This window comes from Ferrovibrio sp. (assembly GCF_029255545.1).
GTDB lineage: Bacteria > Pseudomonadota > Alphaproteobacteria > Ferrovibrionales > Ferrovibrionaceae > Ferrovibrio.
The window spans coordinates 31,620-54,638 of the sequence record NZ_JANLJJ010000035.1 but is presented as its reverse complement, the minus strand read 5'-3'; the positions used below and the strand labels follow the sequence as shown (position 1 = coordinate 54,638).

Below are 23,019 nucleotides of genomic sequence, written 5' to 3'. Positions count from 1 at the left end.
CCTTACACAAGCGGGTCACTGCCGCCGCTGTCACGCCAGCGGCGCTTCAGCCACATCACGCCGGCCAGATCGACCAGACCGACTTTCAGCCGCCCCCAGGTGCCGTAATGCGAGACGCCGCCACGGCGATGCCGGTGATGCACCGGCACTGAGCGCACTTTGCCGCCGGCGCGCAGCACCAGGGCGGGCAGAAAACGATGCATGTGATCGAAGGCCGGCAGGCGCAGGAACAGGTCGCGGCGCAGCATCTTCAGGCCACAGCCGGTATCCGGCGTGGCGTCGCCCAGCAGGCGCGACCGCACCGCATTGGCAATCTTCGACGACAGTTTCTTCACCCAGCTGTCCTGCCGCCTCACCCGATGACCGGCGAGCAGCAATCCGGCGCCGCCATCCGGCGCTGCCTGCAAAGCCGCCCAAAGCGCCGGAATATCGGCAGGGTCGTTCTGGCCATCGCCGTCCAGGGTCACCAGTACGGCGCCACGGGCGGCATAGGCGCCGGTGACGACAGCCATCGACTGGCCGGCATTGCGGCGATGCCGCAGCGGTCGAAGTTCCGGCATCGCCGCCGTGCAACTGCGCAAAATCGCCGGCGTCTCGTCGGTCGAGCAGTCGTCCACCGCCAGGATCTCGAAGCTCATCCTGCCCCGCAGGGCGGCGCAGATTTCCTCCAGCAGGACCCGGATATTCGCCGCCTCATTATGCACGGGAATCACGACCGACAGGTCGCAGGCCTCGGCTGGTTGAGTCGGGGGGCTGGCCGAAGCGGAATTCTGCCCGGCAGGGATTGGGGAAACGCCATTCATGATGGGGGGTGTTTATGGCAGGGGGTCACGGAGGAGGCCAGTAAAATCGCGCAAGTTTGTTACTGGCGCAAGCTTACCGCCCGCTTTCAACCGGCCGAATTGTCGCCGGAAAGGCGATTTTCCGCCGTCTGCGAATCACTTGCGCGGGCTTGCTGCCGGGCTAGAGTGGCCCGGAACCGTTCAACATAGGCTTCCGGGAGGATTTGAGCATGCGTCTGGCGAACAAGGTGGCAATCGTGACCGGTGGTGGCTCGGGCTTTGGCGAAGGTATCGCCAAGCGATTCGCCCTGGAAGGCGCCGCCGTGGTAATCGGCGACCTGAACCTCGCGGCCGCCGAGAAAGTCGCTGGCGAAATCAACAAGGCCGGCCACAAGGCGCTGCCCGTGGCGGTCGATGTCTCCCAGAACAAACAGATGAAGAGCCTGGTCGACAAGGCGGTGGAGGCCTTCGGCGGTCTCGACATCATGGTCAACAATGCCGGCATGCCGCAGCGCAATGCGCCGTTGCTGGAAACCGACGAAGCCACCTTCGACAAGATCTTCGCCGTCAATGTGAAGAGCATCTACAACTCGGCCATGTATGCCGTGCCCGCGATGCGCAAGCGCGGCGCCGGCGCCTTCATCAACATCGCCTCCACCGCCGGCGTGCGGCCCCGCCCTGGCCTGGTCTGGTATAATGGCAGCAAGGGCGCGGTGATCACCCTGACAAAAGCAATGGCGGTGGAACTGGCGCCGGAACAGATTCGCGTCAACGCGTTGAACCCCGTGGCCGGCCTCACCCCGATGCTGAAGGAATTCATGGGCGGCCAGGAGACCGAGGAGATGAAGGCCAAGTTCGTCAGCACGATCCCGATCGGCCGCTTCTCGACGCCGCAGGATATCGCCAACGCAGCGCTCTATTTCGCCTCCGACGAGGCGAATTTCATCACCGGCGTCTGCATGGAGGTCGATGGCGGCCGATGCATATAACAAAATCCTTTCCGCTGATGGCGGCCCTGCTTCTGGCAGGGCCGGCCATGGCCCAGCAACAGGCCCCGGCTGCCCAGCCGCCAGCCAAGATGCAGGGCTCCACGCCGTCGACGCCCAGCACCACCGATCCGCGCGCGGCCGCCGAGCCCGAGACGCAGCCGATCAAGCCTAAAGCCGCGCCTAAACCGGCGGCGAAAAACCCCAATGCGCCGCGCAACCAGACCATGGCTTTCACCCTGCCCGATCTGGTGCCGATCGCGGAAATCCCGCGCGGCAAGGCGGTGATGCTGCAGGGCGTGGTGCTGTCGCCACAGGCCACCACCTTCGTGCTCAACGACGGCAATGCCAGCCAGGTGATCAATCTGGGGCCAAGCTGGCGCGAGTTGACAAAAGTGAAGGCTGGCGACCGCGTGCGCGTGATCGGCCAGATGGACCCCTATGGCTCGTCGGTATTCCGGGCCGGCAGCGTGGTGCTGGAAAACAACAAGATCGTGGTGGTGCCGAACGGGTGAGCGTTATTGTCCGGCCGCAGCACCCGCGCGTTTCTTCGGGCACAGCTTGAACGCCGTCTTCACCTGCCCCAGCACCGTCGTGCGCACATGCCGCATGAAGGCATCCCAATCGTTGAACGAGCCGACCAGATCGGCCAGCGCCATGCATTCCTGCGGCGCGAATTCGCTCATCTGGCGCGAAGCCAGCACCTCATTGGTCGCACGCTGCTCGGCATAGGGGTCGTCAGGATAGTTGAGTTTGTAAGCCTCTGACCGCAACTGCACGGCATCGCGGAACCGCTGCGCATTGGCCTGATCGAAAGCCCCCCAGAGCGGCAGGATGGTGGCATCATGTCCCAGTCGCGCGCAGTCGCGCGCATAGGCGCGGATGATCATGCCGGCACGCACAATCGCCTCGGCCTCCATTTGCGGTGGTGTCATGCAGATCCGCGGGGCCTGGGGACGGCGGCCCGGTCCCAGGCCGTCCTGGGCCAGGACCGGCAGCGCGACAGCCGCAACGACCAAAGCGGCGATGCCGCGCAACAGCAGCAGCGGTGTCACCGTTTATGCGTGATCGCCGCCACGAAGGTGGCTGCGGCATCGGCGGCCTGATCGACATGGGCAGACGGCACGGCGGGCATCTGGTCAAGCGCCTGACGCACGGCGAGAGCCTCCTGCGGCGGCAACCGCTTGAGTATCTCGGTCGTGCGCTCTGGCCCTGCCACGCGCAGGAAAGCCACCAGCTTTTCCCGGCTCATCCCTGTGTTCCATTCCCTGCCATGGCTGGCAGTATAACGTCGCAACGCCTTTAGCAGAACCGGATTAAAGACCGGTTATTCCGCGACCAGCCGCTGCCAGTCCCAGCTGCTCAGCCCCGGTTGCTCAACCCTTGGGCTTCGGCGCCGACTTCATCATGGCGAGATACATCGGCATCACCACGTTGGTGAAGCGGTTCTGGCCGTATTGCAGTTCATCCATCGCCGCCTTCACCATCTCGACGGTGGGATAATACGGCACGATCACGTAGCCATGCTTGCGCAGGGCCGCGATCACCGCATTGGCCTGCTTGGTGTAGTTCTCGAAAAAATAGCTTTTGTCGGCATCCTTGATGGCGTCCGAGATCACCTCGACGGCCGGGATCGGCTTGATCGCCTGCGGCCGCCAGTTATACCCCTCGGGTGGGCCATTGGGATTGTTGCGATCGTCGGAAGATGCCATGGCGTGTAAACCCGCTGCTCAATTGGCCGGCAGGCGCACGCCGTTCGGCCATTGCCGGCCGGTTTCCTTCAGTTCGGGCTGTTTGACCGGCGCGCCACGCTTGCTGTCAAGCTGGCGCACCGCGCTGGCCACCTTGTGCTCGACGGCCACTTCCGACGGCGCGCGCAGCCGCATCTTCACATAGGCTTCGCGCAGGGCTTCGGCAACCCGGCGTTCCAGAACGCTGCCCGGCCCGGTGATGCGGCGACGGATAATGATGTTCAGGGCATCAACATTCAGGCCAATGATGGCATGCAGCCGTGGCGTCGGACTGGTCAGGCCACCGCAGAGATTCTTCAGGTTGTCGGCATAAAGTGTGACCAGCGGATAACCGAACAGGCTGCCCTGCCCTTTCAGTTCCAGCGCCAGATCGTGAATCCATTCGTAGTACCGGGCGCGGCCAATGGAGTTGAACGCCGCCGATCCCCAGGCTTCCTTGATCGTCTGCATGGTGTCACGCGCGGCGCGTTCGAAATCCGCCTGGTTTTCGACAATCACCTTTTCGATCTGGCCGCGCAGTTCTGGCGTCAGGCGCAGATCCTGTCCGCGCTTGTAATTCACAGCCTTGCGCTTCAGATCACCCCGGTTGGCGATCAGCCGGCCGGCGGCGTGGGGATCGAACATCGCTTCCTCGCTCCGTGCAGGCCGAATCGGGCCGACCTGCCATGAAATCATCGTGGCAGGCGAAACAGTTAGCAACTGGGAAAGCGCAGGCCCGACCGGGTGAGCGGGGCGGGCCGGCCATCAGGCGTCGCGCTGGATGACCCGCAGGCGGTGATTGCAGATATCGATCTTGTCGGCCATGCGGGCGCGCCAGATCTGGTCGGCCTCCCGCTCGGTCTGGAACGGACCGTAGCGCTCCTCGGTACCCGCGATCGGCGCCGGGTCGGCCAAGTCCTTGAAAATACCGCCTTCAACGTAAAACACGGGCATCATCCTCATCCTCCGGCCTTCTTCCGGATGCAGGACATTATTCCGCAACTGCGAAGCAAAAAACAGGCCCCCGAAGGTTGTAATCTGGTAACGGACGCTACGGTTTCGGCCCGAACCGGGCCTTCAGGGCCATGGCGACCAGCCCCACCGGTCCGGTCCAGTCGCCGGGCCTCTCCTGCCGAAAACATTGCAAACTGGAGTAAAACGGACTGTCTGGCCGATCCAGGAACCAGTACCAGAGCAGCCCGTAACCCGGCGCCGGCAGCAGCAGCCAGACCGGCAGGCCCAGCGCCCCGGCCAGATGGGCGGCGGTGTTGCTGGTGGTGATCACCAGATCGAGGGCGGCATACTGGGCCGCGGCGGCATCCATGTCGCGCAGCGGATCGATGGCGGGATCGCGCCACAGGGCAATGTCCTGCCCGGCCTGCAGGGCCGTCCGTTCAGCAGTCGTGTCGCCGTATTGCAGGTCGACCCAGAACGCATCGACGGCGGCGAACAGCGGCGTGAAATCGTCGAGGCGCAGTGATTTCTGCGGGCCGAAATCGGCATTGGCGCTGCGCCAAGACAGGCCGATGCGGGGCCGTCCGCCGGCCATGGCGCCCATACGGCGGCGCTGGGCGTCGATGGCGGCCGGATCAGCCTGAAGGAATCCGGAAAGCATTGCGGCAGCTTAAGCATCCCCTCATGCTGGCGCCAGAGATGACACCACTTCCGCAAAACTCCGCCGCCGCGCTGACACAGGTCGGCCTTGCCGCCTTGCAGGCCGGCGATGTCGGGGCCGCGATATCGCACTTCGCCGGCGCCCGACGGCTGGCGCCGGCCGATGCCGGCCTGCTGCGCAGCCTGGCCATGCTGTACCGGCAGGACCGCCGCTGGGCCGAAGCCTGGTCGGCGGCGGAAACCGGCCTGCGGCTTTATCCTGCCGATGTCGGGTTTGCCGCGGCCCGCGCGGCCGCGCTGGGCAGCCTGCTGCTGCAACAGGGCGCCGCGGCGGAAGCTGGGCCCTGGCTGGAGCAGGCGCTGGCCCTGCATCCCGACTGGCCGGAAATGCTCAGCCAGGCTGCCGAAGCCGCTTACCGCTGCGGCGATATGCCCCTCGCCCGCGCCCGGCTGGATCGGGCCGTGACGCTGGAGCCAGACAACCGCAGCCTGCGCATGGCGCGGGCCACCATGCTGCTCAGCCTGGGCATCTGGCAACCCGGGCTGGATGACTATGAATACCGCCTGCGCCCCGATGCCAATCCGGAGGTCATCCGCACCGGCCTCACCGCGCCGCGCTGGCAGGGCGAGGATATGGGCGGACGGTGCCTGCTGGTGACGGCGGAGCAAGGAATCGGCGACCAGATCCGCTTCGCCAGCGACCTGCGTGATCTGCAGCCGCTCTGCGGAAAACTGGTTGTGGAATGCGAGGCGCGGCTGGCCCCCCTGCTGGCCCGCAGCTTGCCCGGAGCCGTCGTCGTTGCCAGCCGGCAGGAACGGGTCGGGCAACGACATGTCCTTGACTACGCCTGGCTGAAGGATCATGGGCCGGTGGATGCCTGGATCGAGATCGGCAGCCTGCCCCTCAGGCTGTTCGCGCGCGGCCTGCCGCCGGACCGCAGCCGGGTCTGAAACCCGGTCCGGCTGGCGCAACATCCTGATTTTTCGCGAGATCGAGTAGGTTGACGGGGACGGACGACCGACCTATGGTCGCCGCGCTTTCGGGCGCGGCATGCCCGCCCGAAGGATCACTGACAGACTCCTGTCTGACAGACCTCTGTGAGCCCGTAGCTCAGCTGGTAGAGCAAGCGACTTTTAATCGAGAGGTCCCGGGTTCGAATCCCGGCGGGCTCACCACTTCTGCCTCCCCACAACCAGCAATTCTTTCGCCCTCCGATTGCCCTTTCGGCTATGCTGACGGCAAACAGGAGGAAACTCCGTGAACCGGCAGATCGTCGAGAGCAGATTCCGCCTCGATCCCAGCCTGCGTTTCATCCGGCCCGAGCTGCATGAGCTGGCGGCTTTATGGGAGGAAAAACGCGCCGGCCGGATTGCGCCTGACCGCGCCGACCTCTCCCCCTTCGTGCTGCGCCCCTACCTGCCGCGCATCCTGATTTACGAAGTGGTGCGCACCGAAACGGGCCAGCGGTTCCGCATCCGGCTCTATGGCACGCTGATCAGCCAGTATTCCGGCCGCGACCCGACCGGCAGATTCGTCGACGAGATCATGAGCGAGCCGGCCTATGCCGATTTCAATCAGGGCCTGTCATGGATCGCCGATGAGAAAAAACCGCTCCGCGCGGTCGGCAGCTATTATTTCGTCGATCGCAGCTTCGTGCAGTTTGAGTCGATCACGATGCCGCTGACCGTGGATGGCGGCGAGCGGATCGAGCAGCTTCTCAATGTGACGTATTATGACGACGAGGCTGAATAACCGGCGTTCCCCCCGGTTCAGGCGCCCGCTCACGCCAGATTTTCCGACGGAAAACAGCTCCGCAGTGCTACACTGCCGCCATGCCTGATCGGAAACCGGAACAGACGGAAGCAGATCGGCAGATGGCCCGCGCGCTTCGCCGCTGGGAAGGCGAAGGCGGTCATCTGGCAACGGAGGCTGCCGGTCTGGTGCTGGGTGACGCCGAACGCAACATCCTGCAATGCCTGGGTGCGGCGGCCGTCCTGACCTGGAATGACCTGCCAATGCCAATCCAGCGCGCCCTGTTCCTGCGCGCCACCGCCGTCAGGGCTTCCTACGATCCGCTCGAACTGAAAACCCAGATCGCGCGGTTCCTGCATAATCACAAGGACGACGGCTCCGACGACGCCTGAGCAATGGCGACGCGCCTCCCTTCACGCAGGCGCGATCACCAATGCTGCACGAGGCGGAAGAGCAGAATTGCGACGCCGTAAGCGATGGCGGCGAAGATGGCAGCGATGCCGAAGACCTTCAGATGCCGCCGCAGCATGGCTAAAGCGGCTCGATGTCGCCGAGTGTCTGGCCTGCCTGGAAGTCGGCGGCGAAGGCCTGCAGCCGCCCTTCAGCGATGGCCGCGCGCATGCCGATCATCAGGTCCTGGTAATAGGTCAGGTTATGCTGGGTCATCAGCATGGCGCCGAGAATTTCGTCCGAGCGCACCAGATGATGCAGGTAGGCGCGGCTGTAGTCGCGGCAGGCGGGGCAACGGCAATGCTCGTCCAGTGGCCGGGGATCCTCGGCATGGCGGGCATTGCGGATGTTGATGCTGCCGCGCCGAGTGAAGGCCTGGCCGGTGCGGCCCGAGCGGGTCGGCATCACGCAGTCGAACATGTCGATGCCGCGCATCACGGCGCCCACGAGGTCAGACGGCTTGCCGACGCCCATCAGGTAGCGCGGACGATCGGCCGGCAGATGCGGCACGGTCACATCCAGCGTGGCAAACATCTCTTCCTGCGTTTCGCCCACCGCCAGGCCGCCAACGGCATAGCCGTCGAAGCCGATGCCCAGCAGGCCCTTGGCGGATTCTTCCCTCAGGGCAGCGTTCGTTCCACCCTGAACGATGCCAAACAGGCCATAACCCTCGCGTTGCCGGAACGCCGTCCTGCAGCGCTCGGCCCAACGGATGGAAAGCCGCATCGCTTCCGCTGCGCGCTGCTCGGTGGCGGGCAGCTTGACGCATTCGTCCAGTTGCATGGTGATGGTGGCATCCAGCAGATGCTGGATCTCAATCGAGCGTTCCGGCGTCAGCTCGTGGCGCGCGCCGTCAATATGCGACTGGAAGGTGACGCCCTGCTCGGTCACCTTGTTGAGCTGCGACAGCGACATCACCTGGAAGCCGCCGGAATCGGTCAGGATCGGGCCGGGCCAGTTCATGAACCTGTGCAGGCCGCCCAGCTTTGCCACGCGCTCGGCCGTCGGCCGCAGCATCAGATGATAGGTGTTGCCCAGGATGATCTGGGCGCCGGTCTCGCGCACGGCCTCCGGCGTCATCGCCTTCACGGTGGCGGCGGTGCCGACCGGCATGAAGGTCGGCGTGTCGATCACGCCATGGGCGGTTTCCAGGCGACCGCGGCGGGCGGCGCCGTCGCTGGCGCTGACGGAAAAACGGAGGGTCATTTTGGGCCAATTATCAAATTAGACTGGCTGTCTGAACAGCAGGCTTGTATCGCCGTAGGAATAGAAACGGAAGCCCTTCTCCACCGCGTGACGGTAGATGGCCCGCTGGTTTTCCAGCCCGACGAAAGCCGCCACCAGCATCAGCAGGGTGGATTTGGGCAGGTGGAAATTGGTCATCAGCCCGTCGGCGACGCGAAAGTCGAAGCCCGGGGTAATGAAAATATCGGTCTCGCCGGCAAACGGCTGGAGGCTGCCGGTGGCGCGTGCCGCCGTTTCCAGCAGGCGCAGCGAGGTGGTGCCGATGGCGATCACCCGGCCGCCGGCGGCCTTCGCCGCCTGCACCGCCGCCACGGTCTCCGGCGTCACCTGCCCCCATTCGGCATGCATTTTATGCTCTTCGACCCGCTCGGCCTTGACCGGCAGGAAGGTACCGGCGCCGACATGCAGGGTGACGCGGGCAAAGGCAATGCCGATATCCTTCAGCTGGCTGATCAGCCCGGGCGTGAAATGCAGGCCGGCGGTCGGCGCGGCCACCGCCCCGGCCTTTTCGGCAAACACGGTCTGGTAATCGCTGCGATCGCGCGCATCGGCGGGACGCTGGGCCGCGATATAGGGCGGCAACGGCATGGAGCCAGCCTTCTCAAGCGCCGCCAGCAGCTCGCCGTCGTCGCGGTCGAAGGCCAGCACGAGCTGGTCGCCCTCACGACCAACCGTCTCGGCAGCGATGCCGCCATCAAAGGCAATTACATCGCCGGGCTTGAGGCGCCGGGCCGGTTTCGCCATGGCAGTCCAGCGCCGGTTGCCCTGGCTTTTCAGCAGCAGGGCCTCGACCTTCACCTCGGCCGGGCCGCGCTCACGCCGGCCGAACAGCCGCGCGGGGATCACTTTGGTATCATTGAACACCAGCAGGTCGCGCGGCCGCAGCAACAGCGGCAGGTCGCGCACGACCCAGTCTTTCAGATCGATCCGCCCCTGGCTGAAATGCAGCAGCCGCGCCGCCTCGCGCGGCACTGCCGGCCGCTCGGCGATCAGCGCGGGCGGCAGGGTGAAGTCGAAGTCGGAAACCAGCATGGCTTTGCCCTCCCCATGGAGGGCCGAAGCTCAGGCGACGTCGGCAGCGACGCGCAGGGACACGATCTTGTCCGGATCGCTTACGCTGCCGTTGCGGGCCTGATCGCCACGCTTGATCGCGTCGACATGCTCCATGCCTTCCGTCACTTCTCCCCAGACCGTGTATTGCCGGTCGAGGAAACGGGCATCGGCGAAGCAGATGAAGAACTGGCTGTCGGCGCTGTTCGGATTCTGGGCCCGCGCCATCGAGCAGGTGCCGCGCTTATGCGGCGCATCGTTGAATTCGGCGTCCAGCTTCTGGCCCGAGCCGCCGGTGCCGTCGCCGCGCGGATCGCCGGTCTGGGCCATGAAACCCTCGATCACGCGATGGAATTTCAGGCCGTCGTAGAAATGCTGGCGCGCCAGCTCCTTGATGCGGGTAACATGATTGGGCGCCAGATCGGGACGCAGCATGATGGTCACACGACCATCCTTCAGCTCCAGATACAGGGTGTTTTCGATATCCGCGCTCATGGGAAACTCCTCGGAATTACTTGACGTCGGCTGCGACCCGCAGCCGGATGATCTTGTCTGGACCATCGACCTGCCCGCTGCCGGGCGCACCCTTCTTGATGCGGTCAACGGCTTCCATGCCGGACGTCACCTTGCCCCAGACGGTGTACTGGCCATCCAGGAAAGGCGCGTCCTCGAAGCAGATGAAGAACTGGCTGTCGGCGCTGTTCGGGCTCTGGGCCCGGGCCATCGACACGGTGCCGCGCTTATGCGGTTCGCGGTTGAATTCCGCATTCAGCTTCTGGCCCGAGCCGCCCATGCCGGTGCCGGTGGGATCGCCGGTCTGGGCCATGAAACCACGGATCACGCGATGGAACACGATGCCGTCATAAAAGCCTTTGCGCACCAGCTCCTTGATCCGGGCGACATGCTTGGGCGCCAGGTCGGGCCGCATGGCAATCACCACCCGGCCGCCATCCTTCAGCTCCATGATCAGGGTGTTTTCCGGATCATCGATGCGCTGGGCAAAGGCGGCAGACGGCAGAACCAGGGCGGCCGCCAGGGCCAGCGAGAGCACATGCCGGCGCAGTATCGTCATCTCAGGCATCGCCATTGGCCTTCAGCGCCGCCACCCGGGCGCGCATACGTTCAGCCACGCGAGGCGACACGAATGGGTTGATATCGCCCCCCAGCATGGCGATTTCCTTCACCAGGCGCGAGGCGATGAACTGGTGGTTATCGGAAGCCATCAGGAACACGGTCTCGATCTCGGCATTCAGGCGGGCATTCATGCCAACCATCTGGAACTCGTATTCGAAGTCAGACACCGCGCGCAGGCCGCGGATGATCATCACCGCGCCGATCTCCATGGCGAAATGCATCAGCAGGTTGGAGAACGGCTTGACCTCGAATTCGGTGGCGCCGGGCATCAGCGGCCCGATTTCCTCGCGCACCATCTCGACGCGCTCTTCCATCGAGAAGAACGGTCCCTTGCCGATATTGACGGCAACGCCGACCACCAGCTTGTCGACCAGCTTGCCGGCGCGCTTGATGATGTCGTAATGGCCCTTGGTTACCGGATCGAACGTGCCCGGGTACAACCCGATGCGCTGCTTGGTCATCACTCCTCCCCAGAGTCACCTGCATCGTCATTCGCGGACAAGCCATCATCCTGGCCCTCGTCCTGCGCGGGGCCACTTTCCGGCAAATGCGCGACCGACGCAACCTTCTCGCCCTCGCTCAGCTTGAAGATGATGACGCCCTGGGTATTGCGGCCGGCGATGCGGATGCCGTCGACCGGGCAGCGGATCACCTGCCCGCCATCGGTGACCAGCATGATCTGGTCGTCATGCTCGACCGGGAAGGCCGCGGTGACATTGCCGTTCTTCGGGGTGGTCTCGATATTGATGATGCCCGACCCGCCACGGCTGGTGATGCGGTATTCATAGGCCGAGCTGCGCTTGCCGTAGCCCTTTTCCGTTGCGGTAAGGATGAACTGCTCGGCCGCCTGCAGCTCGGTGATCCGCTCCATCGGCAGCTCGGAGACCAGTTCCACGCCGGTCTCGCCTTCGCGGATGCGCCGCTGGGCGGTGGCATATTTGAGATAGGCCTCGCGCTCTTCGGCCGAGGTCTCGATATGGCGCAGCACCGACATCGAGATGACGCGATCGCCTTCGGCCAGCTTCATGCCGCGCACGCCGGTGGAGGCACGGCTCTGGAAGGTGCGGACATCGGCGACCGGGAAGCGCACGCACTTGCCCTCGAAGGAGGCCAGCAGGATATCGTCCTGCTCGGTGCAGGGCAGCACGCCGACCAGGCTGTCATCGGCATCCTCGCCCTCGAACTTCATGGCGATCTTGCCATTGGCGTTGATGGTGACGAAATCGCTCAGGTCGTTGCGGCGGACATAGCCCTTGGCGGTGGCGAACATGACATGCAGGTCGCCCCAGCGCGCCTCGTCCTCGGGCAGCGGCAGCACCTGCGTGATCTTCTCGCCCTCCGCCAGCGGCAGCAGGTTGACGAAGGCCTTGCCACGCGACTGCGGCGTACCTTCCGGCAGGCGGTAGACCTTCAGCTTGTAGACGCGGCCGATGTTGGAGAAGAACAGCACCGGCGTGTGCGTGCTGGCGACCAGCACGCGGGTGACGAAATCCTCGTCCTTGGTACTCATGCCGGTGCGGCCTTTGCCACCGCGCTTCTGCAGGCGGTAGGTCGAGAGCGGCGTGCGCTTGACATAGCCGCCGAAGCTGACGGTGACCACCATGTCCTCGCGCTGGATCAGGTCCTCGTCGTCCTGCTCGAATTCCATCTCGGCGATCTGGGTCCGGCGCGGCACCGAGAATTTCTCGCGCATCGCCACCAGCTCGGCCCGCAGGATGCCCATCAGCTTCTCGCGGCTGCCAAGGACGGAGAGATATTCGTTGATCTCCTCGGCCAGGGTCTTCATCTCGTCGCCGATCTCGTCGCGCCCCAGCGCGGTCAGGCGCTGCAGGCGCAGGTCGAGGATGGCGCGCGCCTGGGTTTCCGACAGCCTGTACTTGCCGTCGATCACCTTGTGGCTGAGGTCGTCGATCAGGCCGATCATGTCGGCCACGTCGGCGGCCGGCCATTCGCGGGTCATCAGCTGTTCGCGGGCGGTCTGCGGATCGGGCGCGGCACGGATGGTGCGGATCACCTCGTCGATATTGGCGACCGCGATGGCGAGGCCAACCAAAACATGGGCGCGATCGCGCGCCTTGCCGAGCAGGAAGCGGGTGCGGCGGAGGATGACCTCCTCGCGGAAATTGATGAAGGCGCCAATCAGCTGCTTGATGTTGAGCAGTTCCGGCTTGCCGGCATTCAGCGCCAGCATGTTGACGCCAAAGGAGGTCTGCAGCGGCGTGAAGCGGTAAAGCTGGTTCAGCACCACGTCGGCCATGGCGTCGCGCTTGATCTCGATCACCACGCGCACGCCGTCGCGGTCAGACTCGTCGCGCAGGTCGGAAATGCCCTCGATCTTCTTCGACCGCACATGCTCGGCGATCTTCTCGATCATCGAGGCCTTGTTCACCTGATACGGGATCTCGGTGACGATGATGGCCTCGCGGTCCTTGCGGATTTCCTCGATATGCACCTTGCCGCGCACCACGACGGAGCCGCGGCCGGTCCACATCGCCGCCTTGGCGCCGGCGCGCCCCAGGATGATGCCGCCGGTGGGAAAATCGGGCGCCGGCAGGATTTCGAGCAGCTGCTCCAGGGTCACATCGGGATTGTCGACATAGGCGCAGCAGGCGTCGATCACCTCGCCCATGTTATGCGGCGGGATGTTGGTTGCCATGCCAACGGCGATGCCGTTGGCGCCATTGACCAGCAGATTGGGAAACTGCGCCGGCAGCACGGTGGGTTCCTTCGTGCTGTCGTCATAGTTCGGCTGGAAATCGATCGTGTCCTTGTCGATATCGGTGAGCAGCGCTTCCGCCGCCTTTTCCAGGCGGATTTCGGTATAACGCATGGCGGCAGCCTTATCGCCATCCATCGAGCCGAAATTGCCCTGGCCGTCGAGCAGCAGCTGGCTCATCGAGAAAGGCTGCGCCATGCGCACCATGGCGTCGTAAATCGACTGGTCGCCATGCGGATGGTATTTACCCATCACGTCACCAACCACGCGGGCCGATTTGCGGTAGGGTTTGTCGGACAGGTAACCATTCTCGTGCATCGAATAGAGGATGCGGCGATGCACGGGTTTCAGCCCGTCGCGCGCATCGGGCAGCGCGCGCGACACGATCACGCTCATGGCGTAACCGAGATACGAACGCTGCATCTCCTCTTCGATGGAGATGGGCTGAATGTCGTGCGGAAGCTGCGGCTGATCGGTCACGAAACGGGCGTCCGGAATAAGGGTTTGATGGGACGAATCGGGGCGCCCGAAAGGGCTGTTTCCAGCCCTGGAATCAGGCTCCGGAAACTACCATGGCGGGGGCTGCCGCAGCAATGCCGGGAGCCCCTCTTGCAGGGGGGAAATCAGGGGTCAAAAATACCGGTTTTCAGCCAATTCCACTGGTCTTCGCCGCAGGCTGCCACCAAGGGGCTGCCGCCCAGCGGATCGGCGGCCCGATAGTCCTGCCCATTCAACTGGCGGGCTACCCCGCCGGCCTCGGAAACCAGCAGGCAGCAAGCACGCTCGGGCGGGAAAGATCAGGCGTCGAAGATGCCGGTCTTGAGCCAGTCCCACTGCTCGGTGCCACAGGCGGCAACCAGGGGGCTGCCCCAGGGTTTGTCGGCGGCGCGATAAAGGCTGCCGTCCAGGCGTTTGGCCACGCCACCCGCCTCGGTGATCAGCAGGCAGCCGGCCGCGTGATCCCATGGCAGGGCGCGGTTATAGACCGCATAGTGGATATGGCCATCGGCGATGGCGAGGTATTCCTGACCGGCGCAGCGCAGGATCAGGACGCCGGCGGTCTTGTCGATGCGGTGACCGATGCGGGCGGCGAAATCGCGGTCGCCGTAGCGGATATTGGGCGCACCAGACAGATGCGCCAGCGAAGGTGGTTTCGGGGTGCTGAGCCGGCGCAGGCTGCCATCGGCCTCGCGCATCCAGGCGCCGGCGCCCTTTTCGGCCATAGCCGTGATGCCGCGCACCGGATCGTGAATCCAGCTCGCCACCGCGTCGCCATCCTGCACCAGGGACACCATCACGGCGAACAGGGCGTTGCCCACGGCGAAATTGGCGGTGCCGTCCACCGGATCGATCAGCCAGGCGGCGCCGGGCCGGCGCAGCGCATCCATGATCGTCTCGTCGGCGCTGGCGGCTTCCTCGCCCACCACGGTGGAGCCCGGAATCAGGGCCTGCAGCCGTGGCGCCAGGAAAGCCTCGGAATCCTTGTCGGCAATGGTGACCACGTCATGCGGCCCGGCTTTCTGGTCGATGTCGCCGGTCTTGAGCTGGCGGAAGCGCGGCATGATCGCCGTGCGGGCGGCCTCTTCCATCAACAGCCGCACCGCATCCATGTCGATCCTTGCGGTCATGCCCGTTGTCCTTCCTGCCGTTTGAGCCATTTTCCGGCTTCGGCCTGCGACAGCGCAACCGACAGCTTCAGATGACCATCCTGTTCCTGCATGTCGAGCACTTCGCCATGACGGTGCAGCCAGGCGACGGCGGCCCCGTCGCCGGCATCCAGCGTGACGGCAAGCTCGACCCGGTCACCGCCCAGCATGGCATCGATCCGTTGCAGCAATGTGTCACAGCCACTGCCATCCAGCGCCGAAATGACAATCGCGCCCTGCTGGCGCGCCGCCTGGTTCACCAGCGTCTCACGCGCTTCCGGATCAAGCTGGTCGGCCTTGTTCCAGGCTTCCAGCAGGCGATGGCCCGTCTCCTCTGTAACACCCAGCGAAGTCAGGACATCCCGCACATCGGCGGCCTGGGCCTCGCAGTCGGGATGCGACATGTCCCGCACATGCAGGATCAGGTCGGCCGAGATCACCTCTTCCAGGGTGGCGCGGAAAGCCGCCACCAGATGGGTCGGCAATTCCGAGATGAACCCCACGGTATCGCTGAGGATCACGTTCCGCCCGGATGGCAGCCGCACCGTGCGCATGGTGGGATCCAGCGTCGCGAACAGCAGATCCTTGGCCAGCACTTCAGCCTCGGTCAGCCGGTTGAACAGGGTGGATTTGCCGGCATTGGTATAGCCGACCAGCGCCACCACCGGATAGGGCACCTTCTGCCGTGCCCGACGATGCAGCGAACGGGTATTCACCACATGCTCGAGATCAAGCTTGATGCGGGCGATGCGTTCGCCGATCAGGCGACGATCGATTTCCAACTGGCTTTCGCCGGGACCGCCGAGGAAGCCGAAGCCGCCACGCTGGCGTTCCAGGTGGGTCCAGGACCGCACCAGGCGCGAACGCTGGTAATTCAGATGCGCCAGTTCGACCTGCAGGCGACCTTCCCTGGTGCGGGCGCGGGCGCCAAAAATCTCCAGAATGAGGCCGGTGCGATCGATCACCTTGGCCTCCAGGGCGCGCTCCAGGTTACGCTGCTGCACCGGCGTCACCGCCGCGTCGACGATCACGACATCGACCGGATTCTCGGCGATCCAGGCCGCCAGTTCCTCGGTCTTGCCGCTGCCGATCAGGGTCGAGGGCCGCCAGGACGACAGCCAGACGACCTCGGCATGCACGACCTGCAGATCGATGGCCGCCGCCAGTCCAACGGCCTCGGCCAGCCGGGCCTCGGGGCGCCGGCGCAAATCCGCAGCCGTCGCTTTCGGGCCGGGGGACTTCAGGGTGGGATGCAGGACGAGCGCACGCCGGGTGCGCTCGTCGCCGTTTTCAATGTGATCTGACATTACCGTCATATGGACCCTGTTCGCGGGATAACCAACCGGAACAGGGTCGTTAAGAGCAAAATAGCTTAGCCCTGCTCTCCCTGCGCCTGACCGGCGCCGCCACCCTGGGCGGCCGGGTCGAAGAGCTGGATCGGGCCGGACGGCATCACCGTGGAAATGGCATGCTTGTAGACCAGTTGCATGTGGCCATCGCGGCGCAGCAGCACCGAGAAATTGTCAAACCAGCTGATGATGCCCTGCAGCTTGACGCCATTTACGAGGAAGACGGTGACGGGGGTCTTGGTTTTGCGGATGTGGTTAAGGAAGACATCCTGGACGTTCTGAGGCTTGTCGGCGGCCATAGTTGTTGGACCTTTCTTTTCTTATCTTGTTGTCTTTGTTTTGTTTTTTATACAACCCGGCCAAGTCGCACCGAGCTGCATCCGCAGGGGCGGCGGCCGCAGCCCCACGCATCTGAGATTAAACCACTAATTCGCGAAAGTGGCAAAACAATGGCGCCTCGGGCTGCGGGCCTTTGCGCGTCAGCCAGACCACCTGTGACGGCCGTCACCGGCCATGATCAAGGCGCCAGGAAACCGGCCTCCCAGTCCGCCTTACCAGCCCCATGGCTCTGGGCATGGGCTTCATAGACAGCCCGCAGCCTGGCCGCCACCACGCCCGGGCCGCCATTGCCGATCGGCCGGTCATCCAGGCTGACCACCGGCATGACATAAGAGGTGGTCGAAGTGACGAAAGCTTCTTTCGCGGCCAGGGCTTCGGCAACCGTGAAAGCACGGTTCTCGATTGTCAGCCCTTCACGACGGGCAAGTTCCAGCACGGCGCTGCGCGTGATGCCGCCGAGGATGGCTGTGCTGAGCGCGCGGGTCACCAGCACGTTGTCCTTCGTCACGATCCAGGCGTTCGAGGAACTGCCTTCGGTGACATAACCCTCGCGATCGACCAGCCAGGCCTCATAAGCCCCCGCCTCTTTCGCCGCCTGCTTGGCCAATGCCGCCGGCAGCAGACCCACCGACTTGATGTCGCAGCGGCCCCACCGGATATCCGGCCGGGTGATCGCCGCCACCCCCTTCGCCGCATTGGCCGCCGCCCTGGTCATGTCGACGCTGCGGGCAATCGCCACCACGGTTGGCGGAATATCGACCGGAAAGGCGAATTCGCGCCGTGCCGCGCCACGGGTGATCTGCAGATAGATATTGCCCTGCTTCACGCGGTTGCGCCGAACCGTTTCAGTCAGCACAACGGTCAGCGCGGCCCTCGTCATCGGATGGCGGATGCGCAGTTCGTCCAGGCTGCGTTCCAGGCGCACCAGATGCCCCTCGGGATCGACCAGGCGGCCGTTAAGGATGGCAATCACCTCATAGACGCCGTCGGCGAACTGGAAGCCACGGTCCTCGACATGAACGGCGGCCTGGCCGTAGGGGACGTATTGGCCATTGACGTAAACAACGCGTGACATCGCGCGATACCTTCTTGTCTGCTGGGGATCAGAAGAATTCGAGGCGTACAGCGAACAGTTTCTCGACTTTTTTCACCGCATCGCGACGAACGAACAGAATAACCCGGTCGCCAGCCTCGATCTCGCTGTCGCCGCGGGCGATCATCACGGCTTCTCCGCGGATGATTGCCCCAATCATAATGCCATCCGGAAGATTCAGCTCGGCCAGCGGGCGGCCGACCAGGGCACTGGTCTCCACGGCCACGGCTTCCATCACTTCCGCAGCGCCATCCATCAGGGAATAGACGCCGCGGATGCGGCCGCGCCGCACGTGCTGCAGAATTGACGACACGGTCGTGGACCGGGGATTCACCACCACATCGACGCCCAGCGACCCAATCAGCGGCTCGTAGGCCGGATTATTGACGAGAGTGATGGCGCGCTGCGCCCCCGCCCGCTTGGCCAGGAGCGAGGTCAGGATGTTGACCTCATCATCATTCGTCAACGCGATAATCGCCTCAGCAGAGCCGATTTTCGCCTCGTTGAGGATATCCATATCAAGCGAATCGCCATTCAGCACGACAGCGTTCTTCAACTGGCCGGCGACAAACTCGGCGCGGTCCTTGTTCGCTTCCACCACCTTCAGCAGAACCGAAGGCTGCGCTGCCTCGATTTCGCGGGCCAGGAACACGCCGATATTGCCGCCGCCGCACAGGACAATCCGGCGCGCCTCGCGTTCCTCATGCCCGAACAGACGCATGCCGCGCTGGACATGATCTTTCAGGGCGCAGAAATAGATCTCATCACCGGCCTCCAGGCGATCATCGGCATCGGGGACCAGCAAGGCCCCATTGCGATTGATCCCGCAGATATTGATCGCCAGATCGGGAAACAACTCGGTAAGCTGCCGCAGAGGGGTGTTCAGCACCGGGCAATCATCATCCAGTCGAACGCCGATCAGACGCAACTTATCATCGGCGAACGGAATCATATCGAAAGCGCCCGGCGTCATGATGCGGCGATGGATCGCGCGTGCCACCTCGATCTCGGGTGAGATGATATAGTCAATTGAAATATGCTTGTCGTTGAACAGATCAGCCCATTCCGGCTTCAGGTAGCTCTGCGCCCGGATGCGGGCGATCTTGGTTGGCACGTTGAACAGGGCATGCGCCACTTCGCAGGCGACCATATTCACTTCGTCAGCGAAGGTGACCGCGATGAGCATGTCGGAATCGGCCGCGCCAGCCTGCTCAAGGACGTTGGGATGCGAGGCATGCCCCACTATGCCACGCAGATCGTAGCTTTCAGCTGCCTTGTTCGCGCGATCGGGCGAGACATCGATCATCGTCACTTCATTGCCTTCGGCAGCAAGCTGCCGCGCAATGGTGGTGCCGACCAGACCGGCGCCGCAGACAATCACTTTCATGGGGAATCTCCGCTCCCGCTATCCGTTACGGTCGAGATTGACGACGCCAAGTGCTTTCAGCTTGCGATGCAGGGCAGACCGTTCCATGCCGATGAAACTGGCCGTGCGCGAGACATTGCCGCCAAACCGGCTGATCTGCGCCAGGAGATACTCGCGCTCGAACATTTCACGCGCATCCCGCAACGACAGGCCCATAACCTCCGTGGTGGTCTCGGGCCGCAGCGCCACCGGCGGCGTGGCGCCAAGATCGGACGGCATCATGTCGGCATGAATGGCGCCCTTCTGGTCCGCAGGCAGCATGATCAGAAGCCGGGCGATGGCGTTACGCAGTTCGCGCACATTGCCAGGCCATTCCGCGGATTGCAGGGCAAGCAGGGCGTCTTCCGCCAGATCGCGCTCGGGCACTCCCTGGCGCTGGGCTTCGATACGGGCAAAATGCCGGGCCAACAAAGGAATGTCTTCACGACGGTCACGCAGGGCGGCGACTTTCAGCGGTACGACGTTCAGCCGGTGAAACAGATCCTGGCGGAACTGCCCCTGGCCGACACGCACGGCAAGATCATGCGCCGTGCCGGATATGATCCGCACGTCAACCTGCACGCGGGTCCGCCCGCCGACGCGCTCAAAACCCTGCTCGGTCAGCACACGCAGCAGCTTGGCCTGCGCCTCAGGAGACATTTCGGCCACTTCGTCGAGGAACAGCGTGCCGCCATGTGCCTCCTCCAGCACGCCAATACTGTGCTGGCGCTGGCCATTCACGGATTCCTCAACGCCGAAAAGCTGGGCTTCGATCCGGTCGGACATCATCGATGCCACGCTCAGTGTCACGAAAGGGCCGCCGGCCCGGCGCGAGCGTTGATGCAGGAGGCGCGCAACCAGTTCCTTGCCGGTACCGGCCGGGCCGCAGATCAGCACGCGGCTGTTGGTTGGCGCAACGCGCTCGATGGCCTGGCGAAGCGCCGCAATGGCGGACGAGGAACCGATCAGCTCCGCCACGGCGCCCGAACGCTGGCGAAGGTCTTCATTTTCGCGCTTCAGGCGCGCCTGCTCCAGCGCACGCTCGACCAGCAGCAGCAGGCGGTCGCTCTTGAACGGCTTTTCGATGTAATCGTAAGCGCCGCGCTTGATCGCCGATACGGCAGTTTCAATATTGCCATGGCCGGAAATCATGATCACCGGCACATTGGCGTGGTCGCGGATGATACGGTCGAGTATCTCCAGGCCATCCAGCTTGCTGCCCTGCAGCCAGATATCCAGGATCACCGCATTCGGCCGCCGCGCCTCAATCTCCCGGAGAGCACTGTCGGAATCAGAGGCCATGCGGGTTTCATAACCCTCGTCCTGCAGGATTCCGGCAATCAGGTTCCGGATGTCCGCCTCGTCGTCGACGATAAGAATGTCACGCGCCATGACTACCCGATCCCAGCTTCCGCCCCGCCTCCGCCTGGACGGTCGACTGTGCCGCCATGGCATCGCCAACAACGAGATGCGGCAGACGAATCCGCGCCAAACTACCACTTCCCGCCGCCGGATCAACGGTTGCGGCATCGATCAGCGTTATGCTGCCGCCATGCTCTTCGATGATTTTCTTCACGATAGCCAGTCCGAGGCCGGTACCCTTGCTGCGGGTCGTGACATAAGGCTCGAACAGACGGTCCCGGTTTTCCACCGGCAGGCCCCGCCCATTATCGAGCACGGTTACTTCCGCAATGCCGGCTTCCGCCATCAGGGAAACGACAATCCGGCCTGGAGGCAGGGCCTCGCCGGGCTGGCGTTCGCGGCCATCGATCGCATCAATGGCGTTCTGCAGGATATTCGTCAGCACCTGGGCGATTTGGCGCGCATCGCAACTTAAACGCACCGGCTCGGCGGGAACGATGCTTTCAAACCGGATGTCATTCCGGGCGACCTGCTGCATGAATACGCCCTGCCGCACCAGCTGCCCCAGGTCCTCTTCGCGGTATACTGGCCGCGGCATCCGGGCAAAAGTCGAGAATTCGTCAACCATACGCCCGATATCGCCAACCTGGCGAATGATCGTATCCGTGCATTGGGCAAAAATCTCCGGATCGGTCTGCACTTCCTTCATATATTTCCGCTTCAGACGCTCGGCCGAAAGCTGGATCGGAGTGAGCGGATTCTTGATCTCATGCGCGATCCGCCGCGCGATGTCAGCCCAGGCCGCATTGCGCTGCGCCGCCATAAGCTCGCTGACATCGTCAAACGTGGCCACATAGCCCAGCAACTCGTTGCCCGTCGATTCACGCGCGATCCGCACGAGCAGGGTGCGATTGCCGCCTGGCCGGGAAACAACAACCTGTCCCCGCTCCACTGCTTCGCTGGCATTGCTGGCCAGGCGATCAAACAACTCGGCCATTTCCGGCGCCACTTCGGCAAAAGGCCGGCCGACCATCTCCTCGTAGTCTTTCTGCAGCATGCTCTGCGCCGATGGATTCGGCAGGGTCACAAGCCCCTGCGGGTCGATGCCGATCACACCTGCCGACACGCCGCCCAGCACTGTTTCCGTGAAGCGGCGCCGCTCGTCGAGCTGGCGGTTGGCGGCGATCAGCTCAGCCTGCTGTGCCGCAAGCTGCCCGGTCATGCGGTTGAAAGTGCGCCCCAACGTGGCAATTTCATCGTCATCGGCACGCTCGGTAACGCGGGCGGTCAGGTCTCCGCTGCGTATGCGCTCCGCAGCCCCCACCACCTCGCCGATCGGCGTGACCAGACGGTTGGCGATCAGCAGCGCGAACCAGATCGCCGCCAGCAGCAGCAGCAGTGATATCAGCAGAAACAGGATGGCAAAATTGATCTCCAGCGCCGAGCGGGCCTGCTCCAGGCGGTTATACTGCAATGCCGCCATGCGGGTGCGCTCCAGTTCGCCCAGCACCTTGGCGTCGATGAAACGGCCCACATACAGGTAGGCATCCAGATAGGCGTCGAGGCGCACCAGGGCCCGCACCCGGTCATCCGTTTCAGCCGTGATGATGACCACCTGGCCTGCATTGGCATCCTGGATCGCCCGGGTTGGAATGCGATCGAATTCCATCAGCAGGCTGAGTTCATTCCGGGCCAGGATTTCACCGGTGGATGTAAACACAATCGCTTCGCCCAGGCCGCGCAGGCGCGACAGCTGCCGCACTGCCTGCTGGAACGCAGGGGGATTGCGGGTCAGACGCGGCGCTTCTCGGTTCAGATCCACGGCCATCGCCAGAAGATCGGCGCGAATTGTCTTGCGATGCTCCTGGATATAGGCCTCCGCAATCGCAACCGAGGCCTTGACCGCGGAGTTGACCCGCTCGCTGAACCAGGTTTGCAGGCCAAGATTGAAAAACAGCACGGCAAAGACGGTCATCATGACCGTTGGCAGCGCGGTAACGCCGGCGAACAGCATCACCATGCGGGCATGGAGGCGCGAACCGGCCGCACCGCGGCGCCGCTGCATCCAGAGCACGACCATGCGCCGCGCCACCAGACTGGTCAGTCCCAGGAGGACAACCAGATCGGTCAGCAGCAGAATCTGGACGTCGCGCGGGGTCAGTTCGCGATTGGCGCCGGGTGTCATGGCCAGGTAGGTCAGCGTACCCACCACCAGGGCGGCGACCGCCAGCGAGATTTCCAGATGACGGATCAGCCGGTGACGCCGGAACCAGTCCGCGGCACGCCGCAGCAGACGCAGGGCCCGGGGGCCGACCGGTTGCCCGCTGGCAGCAGGGATCGTCTCGTCGGTCATGACTCGTGAATC

At 64.1% G+C, this 23,019-nt stretch carries 25 protein-coding genes and 1 tRNA gene; 6 read left to right on the top strand and 20 right to left on the bottom strand.

Translation table 11 applies throughout. From position 1 onward, the window contains the following. Positions 1 to 2: 2 nt before the first annotated feature. Positions 3 to 803, bottom strand: coding sequence for a glycosyltransferase family 2 protein (locus Q1J79_RS06635; RefSeq protein ID WP_300298242.1), 801 nt, complete (start codon positions 801 to 803; stop codon positions 3 to 5). A gap of 209 nt (positions 804 to 1,012) precedes the next feature. Here Q1J79_RS06635 and Q1J79_RS06630 point away from each other — a divergent pair, with 209 nt between their 5' ends. Then, complete coding sequence (locus Q1J79_RS06630) at positions 1,013 to 1,771, top strand: glucose 1-dehydrogenase (protein ID WP_300298239.1); 759 nt, start codon at positions 1,013 to 1,015, stop codon at positions 1,769 to 1,771. Between the two features lie 47 nt (positions 1,772 to 1,818). Further along, positions 1,819 to 2,283, top strand: a complete 465-nt coding sequence (locus Q1J79_RS06625) for a hypothetical protein (protein WP_300298236.1) — start codon at positions 1,819 to 1,821, stop codon at positions 2,281 to 2,283. Positions 2,284 to 2,286: 3 nt separating this feature from the next. Here Q1J79_RS06625 and Q1J79_RS06620 read toward each other — a convergent pair whose 3' ends face one another. The 6 genes from Q1J79_RS06620 to Q1J79_RS06595 all read right to left on the bottom strand — a co-directional run bounded on the left by Q1J79_RS06620 (position 2,287) and on the right by Q1J79_RS06595 (position 5,113). After that, complete coding sequence (locus Q1J79_RS06620; protein WP_300298233.1) at positions 2,287 to 2,823, bottom strand: hypothetical protein; 537 nt, start codon at positions 2,821 to 2,823, stop codon at positions 2,287 to 2,289. Continuing rightward, a complete protein-coding gene (locus Q1J79_RS06615) occupies positions 2,820 to 3,020 on the bottom strand; it encodes a hypothetical protein (RefSeq protein WP_300298230.1) in 201 nt (66 codons plus the stop codon). The genes Q1J79_RS06620 and Q1J79_RS06615 overlap by 4 nt, the downstream gene beginning before the upstream one ends. A gap of 124 nt (positions 3,021 to 3,144) precedes the next feature. Further along, complete coding sequence (locus Q1J79_RS06610) at positions 3,145 to 3,480, bottom strand: hypothetical protein (RefSeq protein ID WP_300298226.1); 336 nt, start codon at positions 3,478 to 3,480, stop codon at positions 3,145 to 3,147. Between the two features lie 18 nt (positions 3,481 to 3,498). Beyond that, entirely contained in the window at positions 3,499 to 4,143 is a 645-nt protein-coding gene (locus Q1J79_RS06605) for a hypothetical protein (RefSeq protein WP_300298224.1), read from the bottom strand. A gap of 120 nt (positions 4,144 to 4,263) precedes the next feature. After that, positions 4,264 to 4,455 carry a hypothetical protein gene (locus tag Q1J79_RS06600; RefSeq protein WP_300298221.1) on the bottom strand — a complete coding sequence of 64 codons (192 nt, stop codon included), beginning with the start codon at positions 4,453 to 4,455 and terminating at the stop codon, positions 4,264 to 4,266. Positions 4,456 to 4,549: 94 nt separating this feature from the next. Next, positions 4,550 to 5,113: a hypothetical protein gene (locus Q1J79_RS06595; protein WP_300298218.1), complete on the bottom strand. Its 564-nt coding sequence runs from the start codon at positions 5,111 to 5,113 to the stop codon at positions 4,550 to 4,552. 38 nt (positions 5,114 to 5,151) lie between these two features. Here Q1J79_RS06595 and Q1J79_RS06590 point away from each other — a divergent pair, with 38 nt between their 5' ends. The 4 genes from Q1J79_RS06590 to Q1J79_RS06575 all read left to right on the top strand — a co-directional run bounded on the left by Q1J79_RS06590 (position 5,152) and on the right by Q1J79_RS06575 (position 7,257). Further along, positions 5,152 to 6,063: a tetratricopeptide repeat protein gene (locus Q1J79_RS06590; protein ID WP_300298216.1), complete on the top strand. Its 912-nt coding sequence runs from the start codon at positions 5,152 to 5,154 to the stop codon at positions 6,061 to 6,063. Between the two features lie 149 nt (positions 6,064 to 6,212). Continuing rightward, positions 6,213 to 6,288: transfer RNA gene (locus Q1J79_RS06585), tRNA-Lys, on the top strand. An 82-nt stretch (positions 6,289 to 6,370) separates the two neighbouring features. Next, a complete protein-coding gene (locus Q1J79_RS06580; protein WP_300298213.1) occupies positions 6,371 to 6,865 on the top strand; it encodes a PAS domain-containing protein in 495 nt (164 codons plus the stop codon). 122 nt (positions 6,866 to 6,987) lie between these two features. Next, positions 6,988 to 7,257, top strand: coding sequence for a hypothetical protein (locus Q1J79_RS06575; RefSeq protein ID WP_300298211.1), 270 nt, complete (start codon positions 6,988 to 6,990; stop codon positions 7,255 to 7,257). A gap of 139 nt (positions 7,258 to 7,396) precedes the next feature. On the opposite strand, the gene tgt is transcribed toward Q1J79_RS06575, so the two are convergent. The 13 genes from tgt to Q1J79_RS06510 all read right to left on the bottom strand — a co-directional run bounded on the left by tgt (position 7,397) and on the right by Q1J79_RS06510 (position 23,007). After that, positions 7,397 to 8,521 carry a tRNA guanosine(34) transglycosylase Tgt gene (gene tgt / locus Q1J79_RS06570; RefSeq protein ID WP_300298209.1) on the bottom strand — a complete coding sequence of 375 codons (1,125 nt, stop codon included), beginning with the start codon at positions 8,519 to 8,521 and terminating at the stop codon, positions 7,397 to 7,399. Positions 8,522 to 8,539: 18 nt separating this feature from the next. Further along, entirely contained in the window at positions 8,540 to 9,592 is a 1,053-nt protein-coding gene (queA, locus tag Q1J79_RS06565; RefSeq protein WP_300298206.1) for a tRNA preQ1(34) S-adenosylmethionine ribosyltransferase-isomerase QueA, read from the bottom strand. Positions 9,593 to 9,622: 30 nt separating this feature from the next. After that, complete coding sequence (locus tag Q1J79_RS06560; protein ID WP_300298204.1) at positions 9,623 to 10,105, bottom strand: peptidylprolyl isomerase; 483 nt, start codon at positions 10,103 to 10,105, stop codon at positions 9,623 to 9,625. Positions 10,106 to 10,121: 16 nt separating this feature from the next. Beyond that, positions 10,122 to 10,682, bottom strand: coding sequence for a peptidylprolyl isomerase (locus Q1J79_RS06555; RefSeq protein WP_300298201.1), 561 nt, complete (start codon positions 10,680 to 10,682; stop codon positions 10,122 to 10,124). Position 10,683: 1 nt separating this feature from the next. Continuing rightward, the gene (coaD, locus tag Q1J79_RS06550) at positions 10,684 to 11,205 is read right to left on the bottom strand and encodes a pantetheine-phosphate adenylyltransferase (RefSeq protein ID WP_300298198.1); all 522 of its coding nucleotides are present in this window, start codon (positions 11,203 to 11,205) and stop codon (positions 10,684 to 10,686) included. After that, a complete protein-coding gene (gene gyrA, locus Q1J79_RS06545; protein ID WP_300298195.1) occupies positions 11,205 to 13,940 on the bottom strand; it encodes a DNA gyrase subunit A in 2,736 nt (911 codons plus the stop codon). Before gyrA ends, coaD begins: the two co-directional genes overlap by 1 nt. A 317-nt stretch (positions 13,941 to 14,257) precedes the next feature. Continuing rightward, on the bottom strand, positions 14,258 to 15,088 hold the full coding sequence (locus tag Q1J79_RS06540) for an inositol monophosphatase family protein (protein ID WP_300298192.1): 831 nt from the start codon (positions 15,086 to 15,088) through the stop codon (positions 14,258 to 14,260). Continuing rightward, positions 15,085 to 16,413, bottom strand: a complete 1,329-nt coding sequence (gene hflX, locus Q1J79_RS06535) for a GTPase HflX (RefSeq protein ID WP_300298189.1) — start codon at positions 16,411 to 16,413, stop codon at positions 15,085 to 15,087. The genes Q1J79_RS06540 and hflX overlap by 4 nt, the downstream gene beginning before the upstream one ends. Before the next feature lie 65 nt (positions 16,414 to 16,478). Next, positions 16,479 to 16,754, bottom strand: a complete 276-nt coding sequence (gene hfq / locus Q1J79_RS06530; protein ID WP_300298186.1) for an RNA chaperone Hfq — start codon at positions 16,752 to 16,754, stop codon at positions 16,479 to 16,481. Between the two features lie 218 nt (positions 16,755 to 16,972). Beyond that, positions 16,973 to 17,869, bottom strand: coding sequence for a D-amino-acid transaminase (locus Q1J79_RS06525; RefSeq protein ID WP_300298184.1), 897 nt, complete (start codon positions 17,867 to 17,869; stop codon positions 16,973 to 16,975). Positions 17,870 to 17,897: 28 nt separating this feature from the next. Continuing rightward, positions 17,898 to 19,274, bottom strand: a complete 1,377-nt coding sequence (trkA, locus tag Q1J79_RS06520; RefSeq protein WP_300298181.1) for a Trk system potassium transporter TrkA — start codon at positions 19,272 to 19,274, stop codon at positions 17,898 to 17,900. A gap of 18 nt (positions 19,275 to 19,292) precedes the next feature. Continuing rightward, positions 19,293 to 20,684, bottom strand: coding sequence for a sigma-54 dependent transcriptional regulator (locus Q1J79_RS06515; RefSeq protein ID WP_300298178.1), 1,392 nt, complete (start codon positions 20,682 to 20,684; stop codon positions 19,293 to 19,295). Continuing rightward, positions 20,674 to 23,007 (bottom strand): PAS domain-containing sensor histidine kinase, encoded by a 2,334-nt coding sequence (locus Q1J79_RS06510; RefSeq protein WP_300298175.1) that lies wholly within the window; start codon positions 23,005 to 23,007, stop codon positions 20,674 to 20,676. Before Q1J79_RS06510 ends, Q1J79_RS06515 begins: the two co-directional genes overlap by 11 nt. Between the last annotated feature and the right edge of the window lie 12 nt (positions 23,008 to 23,019).

Excerpts from the sequence above, each read along its gene's own strand:
- Q1J79_RS06635 (WP_300298242.1), bottom strand. The coding sequence starts at position 803 with ATGAATGGCGTTTCCCCAATCCCTGCCGGGCAGAATTCCGCTTCGGCC.
- Q1J79_RS06630 (WP_300298239.1), top strand. The coding sequence starts at position 1,013 with ATGCGTCTGGCGAACAAGGTGGCAATCGTGACCGGTGGTGGCTCGGGC.
- Q1J79_RS06625 (WP_300298236.1), top strand. The coding sequence starts at position 1,819 with ATGGCCCAGCAACAGGCCCCGGCTGCCCAGCCGCCAGCCAAGATGCAG.
- Q1J79_RS06615 (WP_300298230.1), bottom strand. The coding sequence starts at position 3,020 with ATGAGCCGGGAAAAGCTGGTGGCTTTCCTGCGCGTGGCAGGGCCAGAG.
- Q1J79_RS06610 (WP_300298226.1), bottom strand. The coding sequence starts at position 3,480 with ATGGCATCTTCCGACGATCGCAACAATCCCAATGGCCCACCCGAGGGG.
- Q1J79_RS06605 (WP_300298224.1), bottom strand. The coding sequence starts at position 4,143 with ATGTTCGATCCCCACGCCGCCGGCCGGCTGATCGCCAACCGGGGTGAT.
- Q1J79_RS06600 (WP_300298221.1), bottom strand. The coding sequence starts at position 4,455 with ATGATGCCCGTGTTTTACGTTGAAGGCGGTATTTTCAAGGACTTGGCC.
- Q1J79_RS06595 (WP_300298218.1), bottom strand. The coding sequence starts at position 5,113 with ATGCTTTCCGGATTCCTTCAGGCTGATCCGGCCGCCATCGACGCCCAG.
- Q1J79_RS06590 (WP_300298216.1), top strand. The coding sequence starts at position 5,152 with ATGACACCACTTCCGCAAAACTCCGCCGCCGCGCTGACACAGGTCGGC.
- Q1J79_RS06575 (WP_300298211.1), top strand. The coding sequence starts at position 6,988 with ATGGCCCGCGCGCTTCGCCGCTGGGAAGGCGAAGGCGGTCATCTGGCA.
- tgt (WP_300298209.1), bottom strand. The coding sequence starts at position 8,521 with ATGACCCTCCGTTTTTCCGTCAGCGCCAGCGACGGCGCCGCCCGCCGC.
- queA (WP_300298206.1), bottom strand. The coding sequence starts at position 9,592 with ATGCTGGTTTCCGACTTCGACTTCACCCTGCCGCCCGCGCTGATCGCC.
- Q1J79_RS06560 (WP_300298204.1), bottom strand. The coding sequence starts at position 10,105 with ATGAGCGCGGATATCGAAAACACCCTGTATCTGGAGCTGAAGGATGGT.
- Q1J79_RS06555 (WP_300298201.1), bottom strand. The coding sequence starts at position 10,682 with ATGACGATACTGCGCCGGCATGTGCTCTCGCTGGCCCTGGCGGCCGCC.
- coaD (WP_300298198.1), bottom strand. The coding sequence starts at position 11,205 with ATGACCAAGCAGCGCATCGGGTTGTACCCGGGCACGTTCGATCCGGTA.
- Q1J79_RS06540 (WP_300298192.1), bottom strand. The coding sequence starts at position 15,088 with ATGACCGCAAGGATCGACATGGATGCGGTGCGGCTGTTGATGGAAGAG.
- hflX (WP_300298189.1), bottom strand. The coding sequence starts at position 16,413 with ATGTCAGATCACATTGAAAACGGCGACGAGCGCACCCGGCGTGCGCTC.
- hfq (WP_300298186.1), bottom strand. The coding sequence starts at position 16,754 with ATGGCCGCCGACAAGCCTCAGAACGTCCAGGATGTCTTCCTTAACCAC.
- Q1J79_RS06525 (WP_300298184.1), bottom strand. The coding sequence starts at position 17,869 with ATGTCACGCGTTGTTTACGTCAATGGCCAATACGTCCCCTACGGCCAG.
- trkA (WP_300298181.1), bottom strand. The coding sequence starts at position 19,274 with ATGAAAGTGATTGTCTGCGGCGCCGGTCTGGTCGGCACCACCATTGCG.
- Q1J79_RS06515 (WP_300298178.1), bottom strand. The coding sequence starts at position 20,684 with ATGGCGCGTGACATTCTTATCGTCGACGACGAGGCGGACATCCGGAAC.
- Q1J79_RS06510 (WP_300298175.1), bottom strand. The coding sequence starts at position 23,007 with ATGACCGACGAGACGATCCCTGCTGCCAGCGGGCAACCGGTCGGCCCC.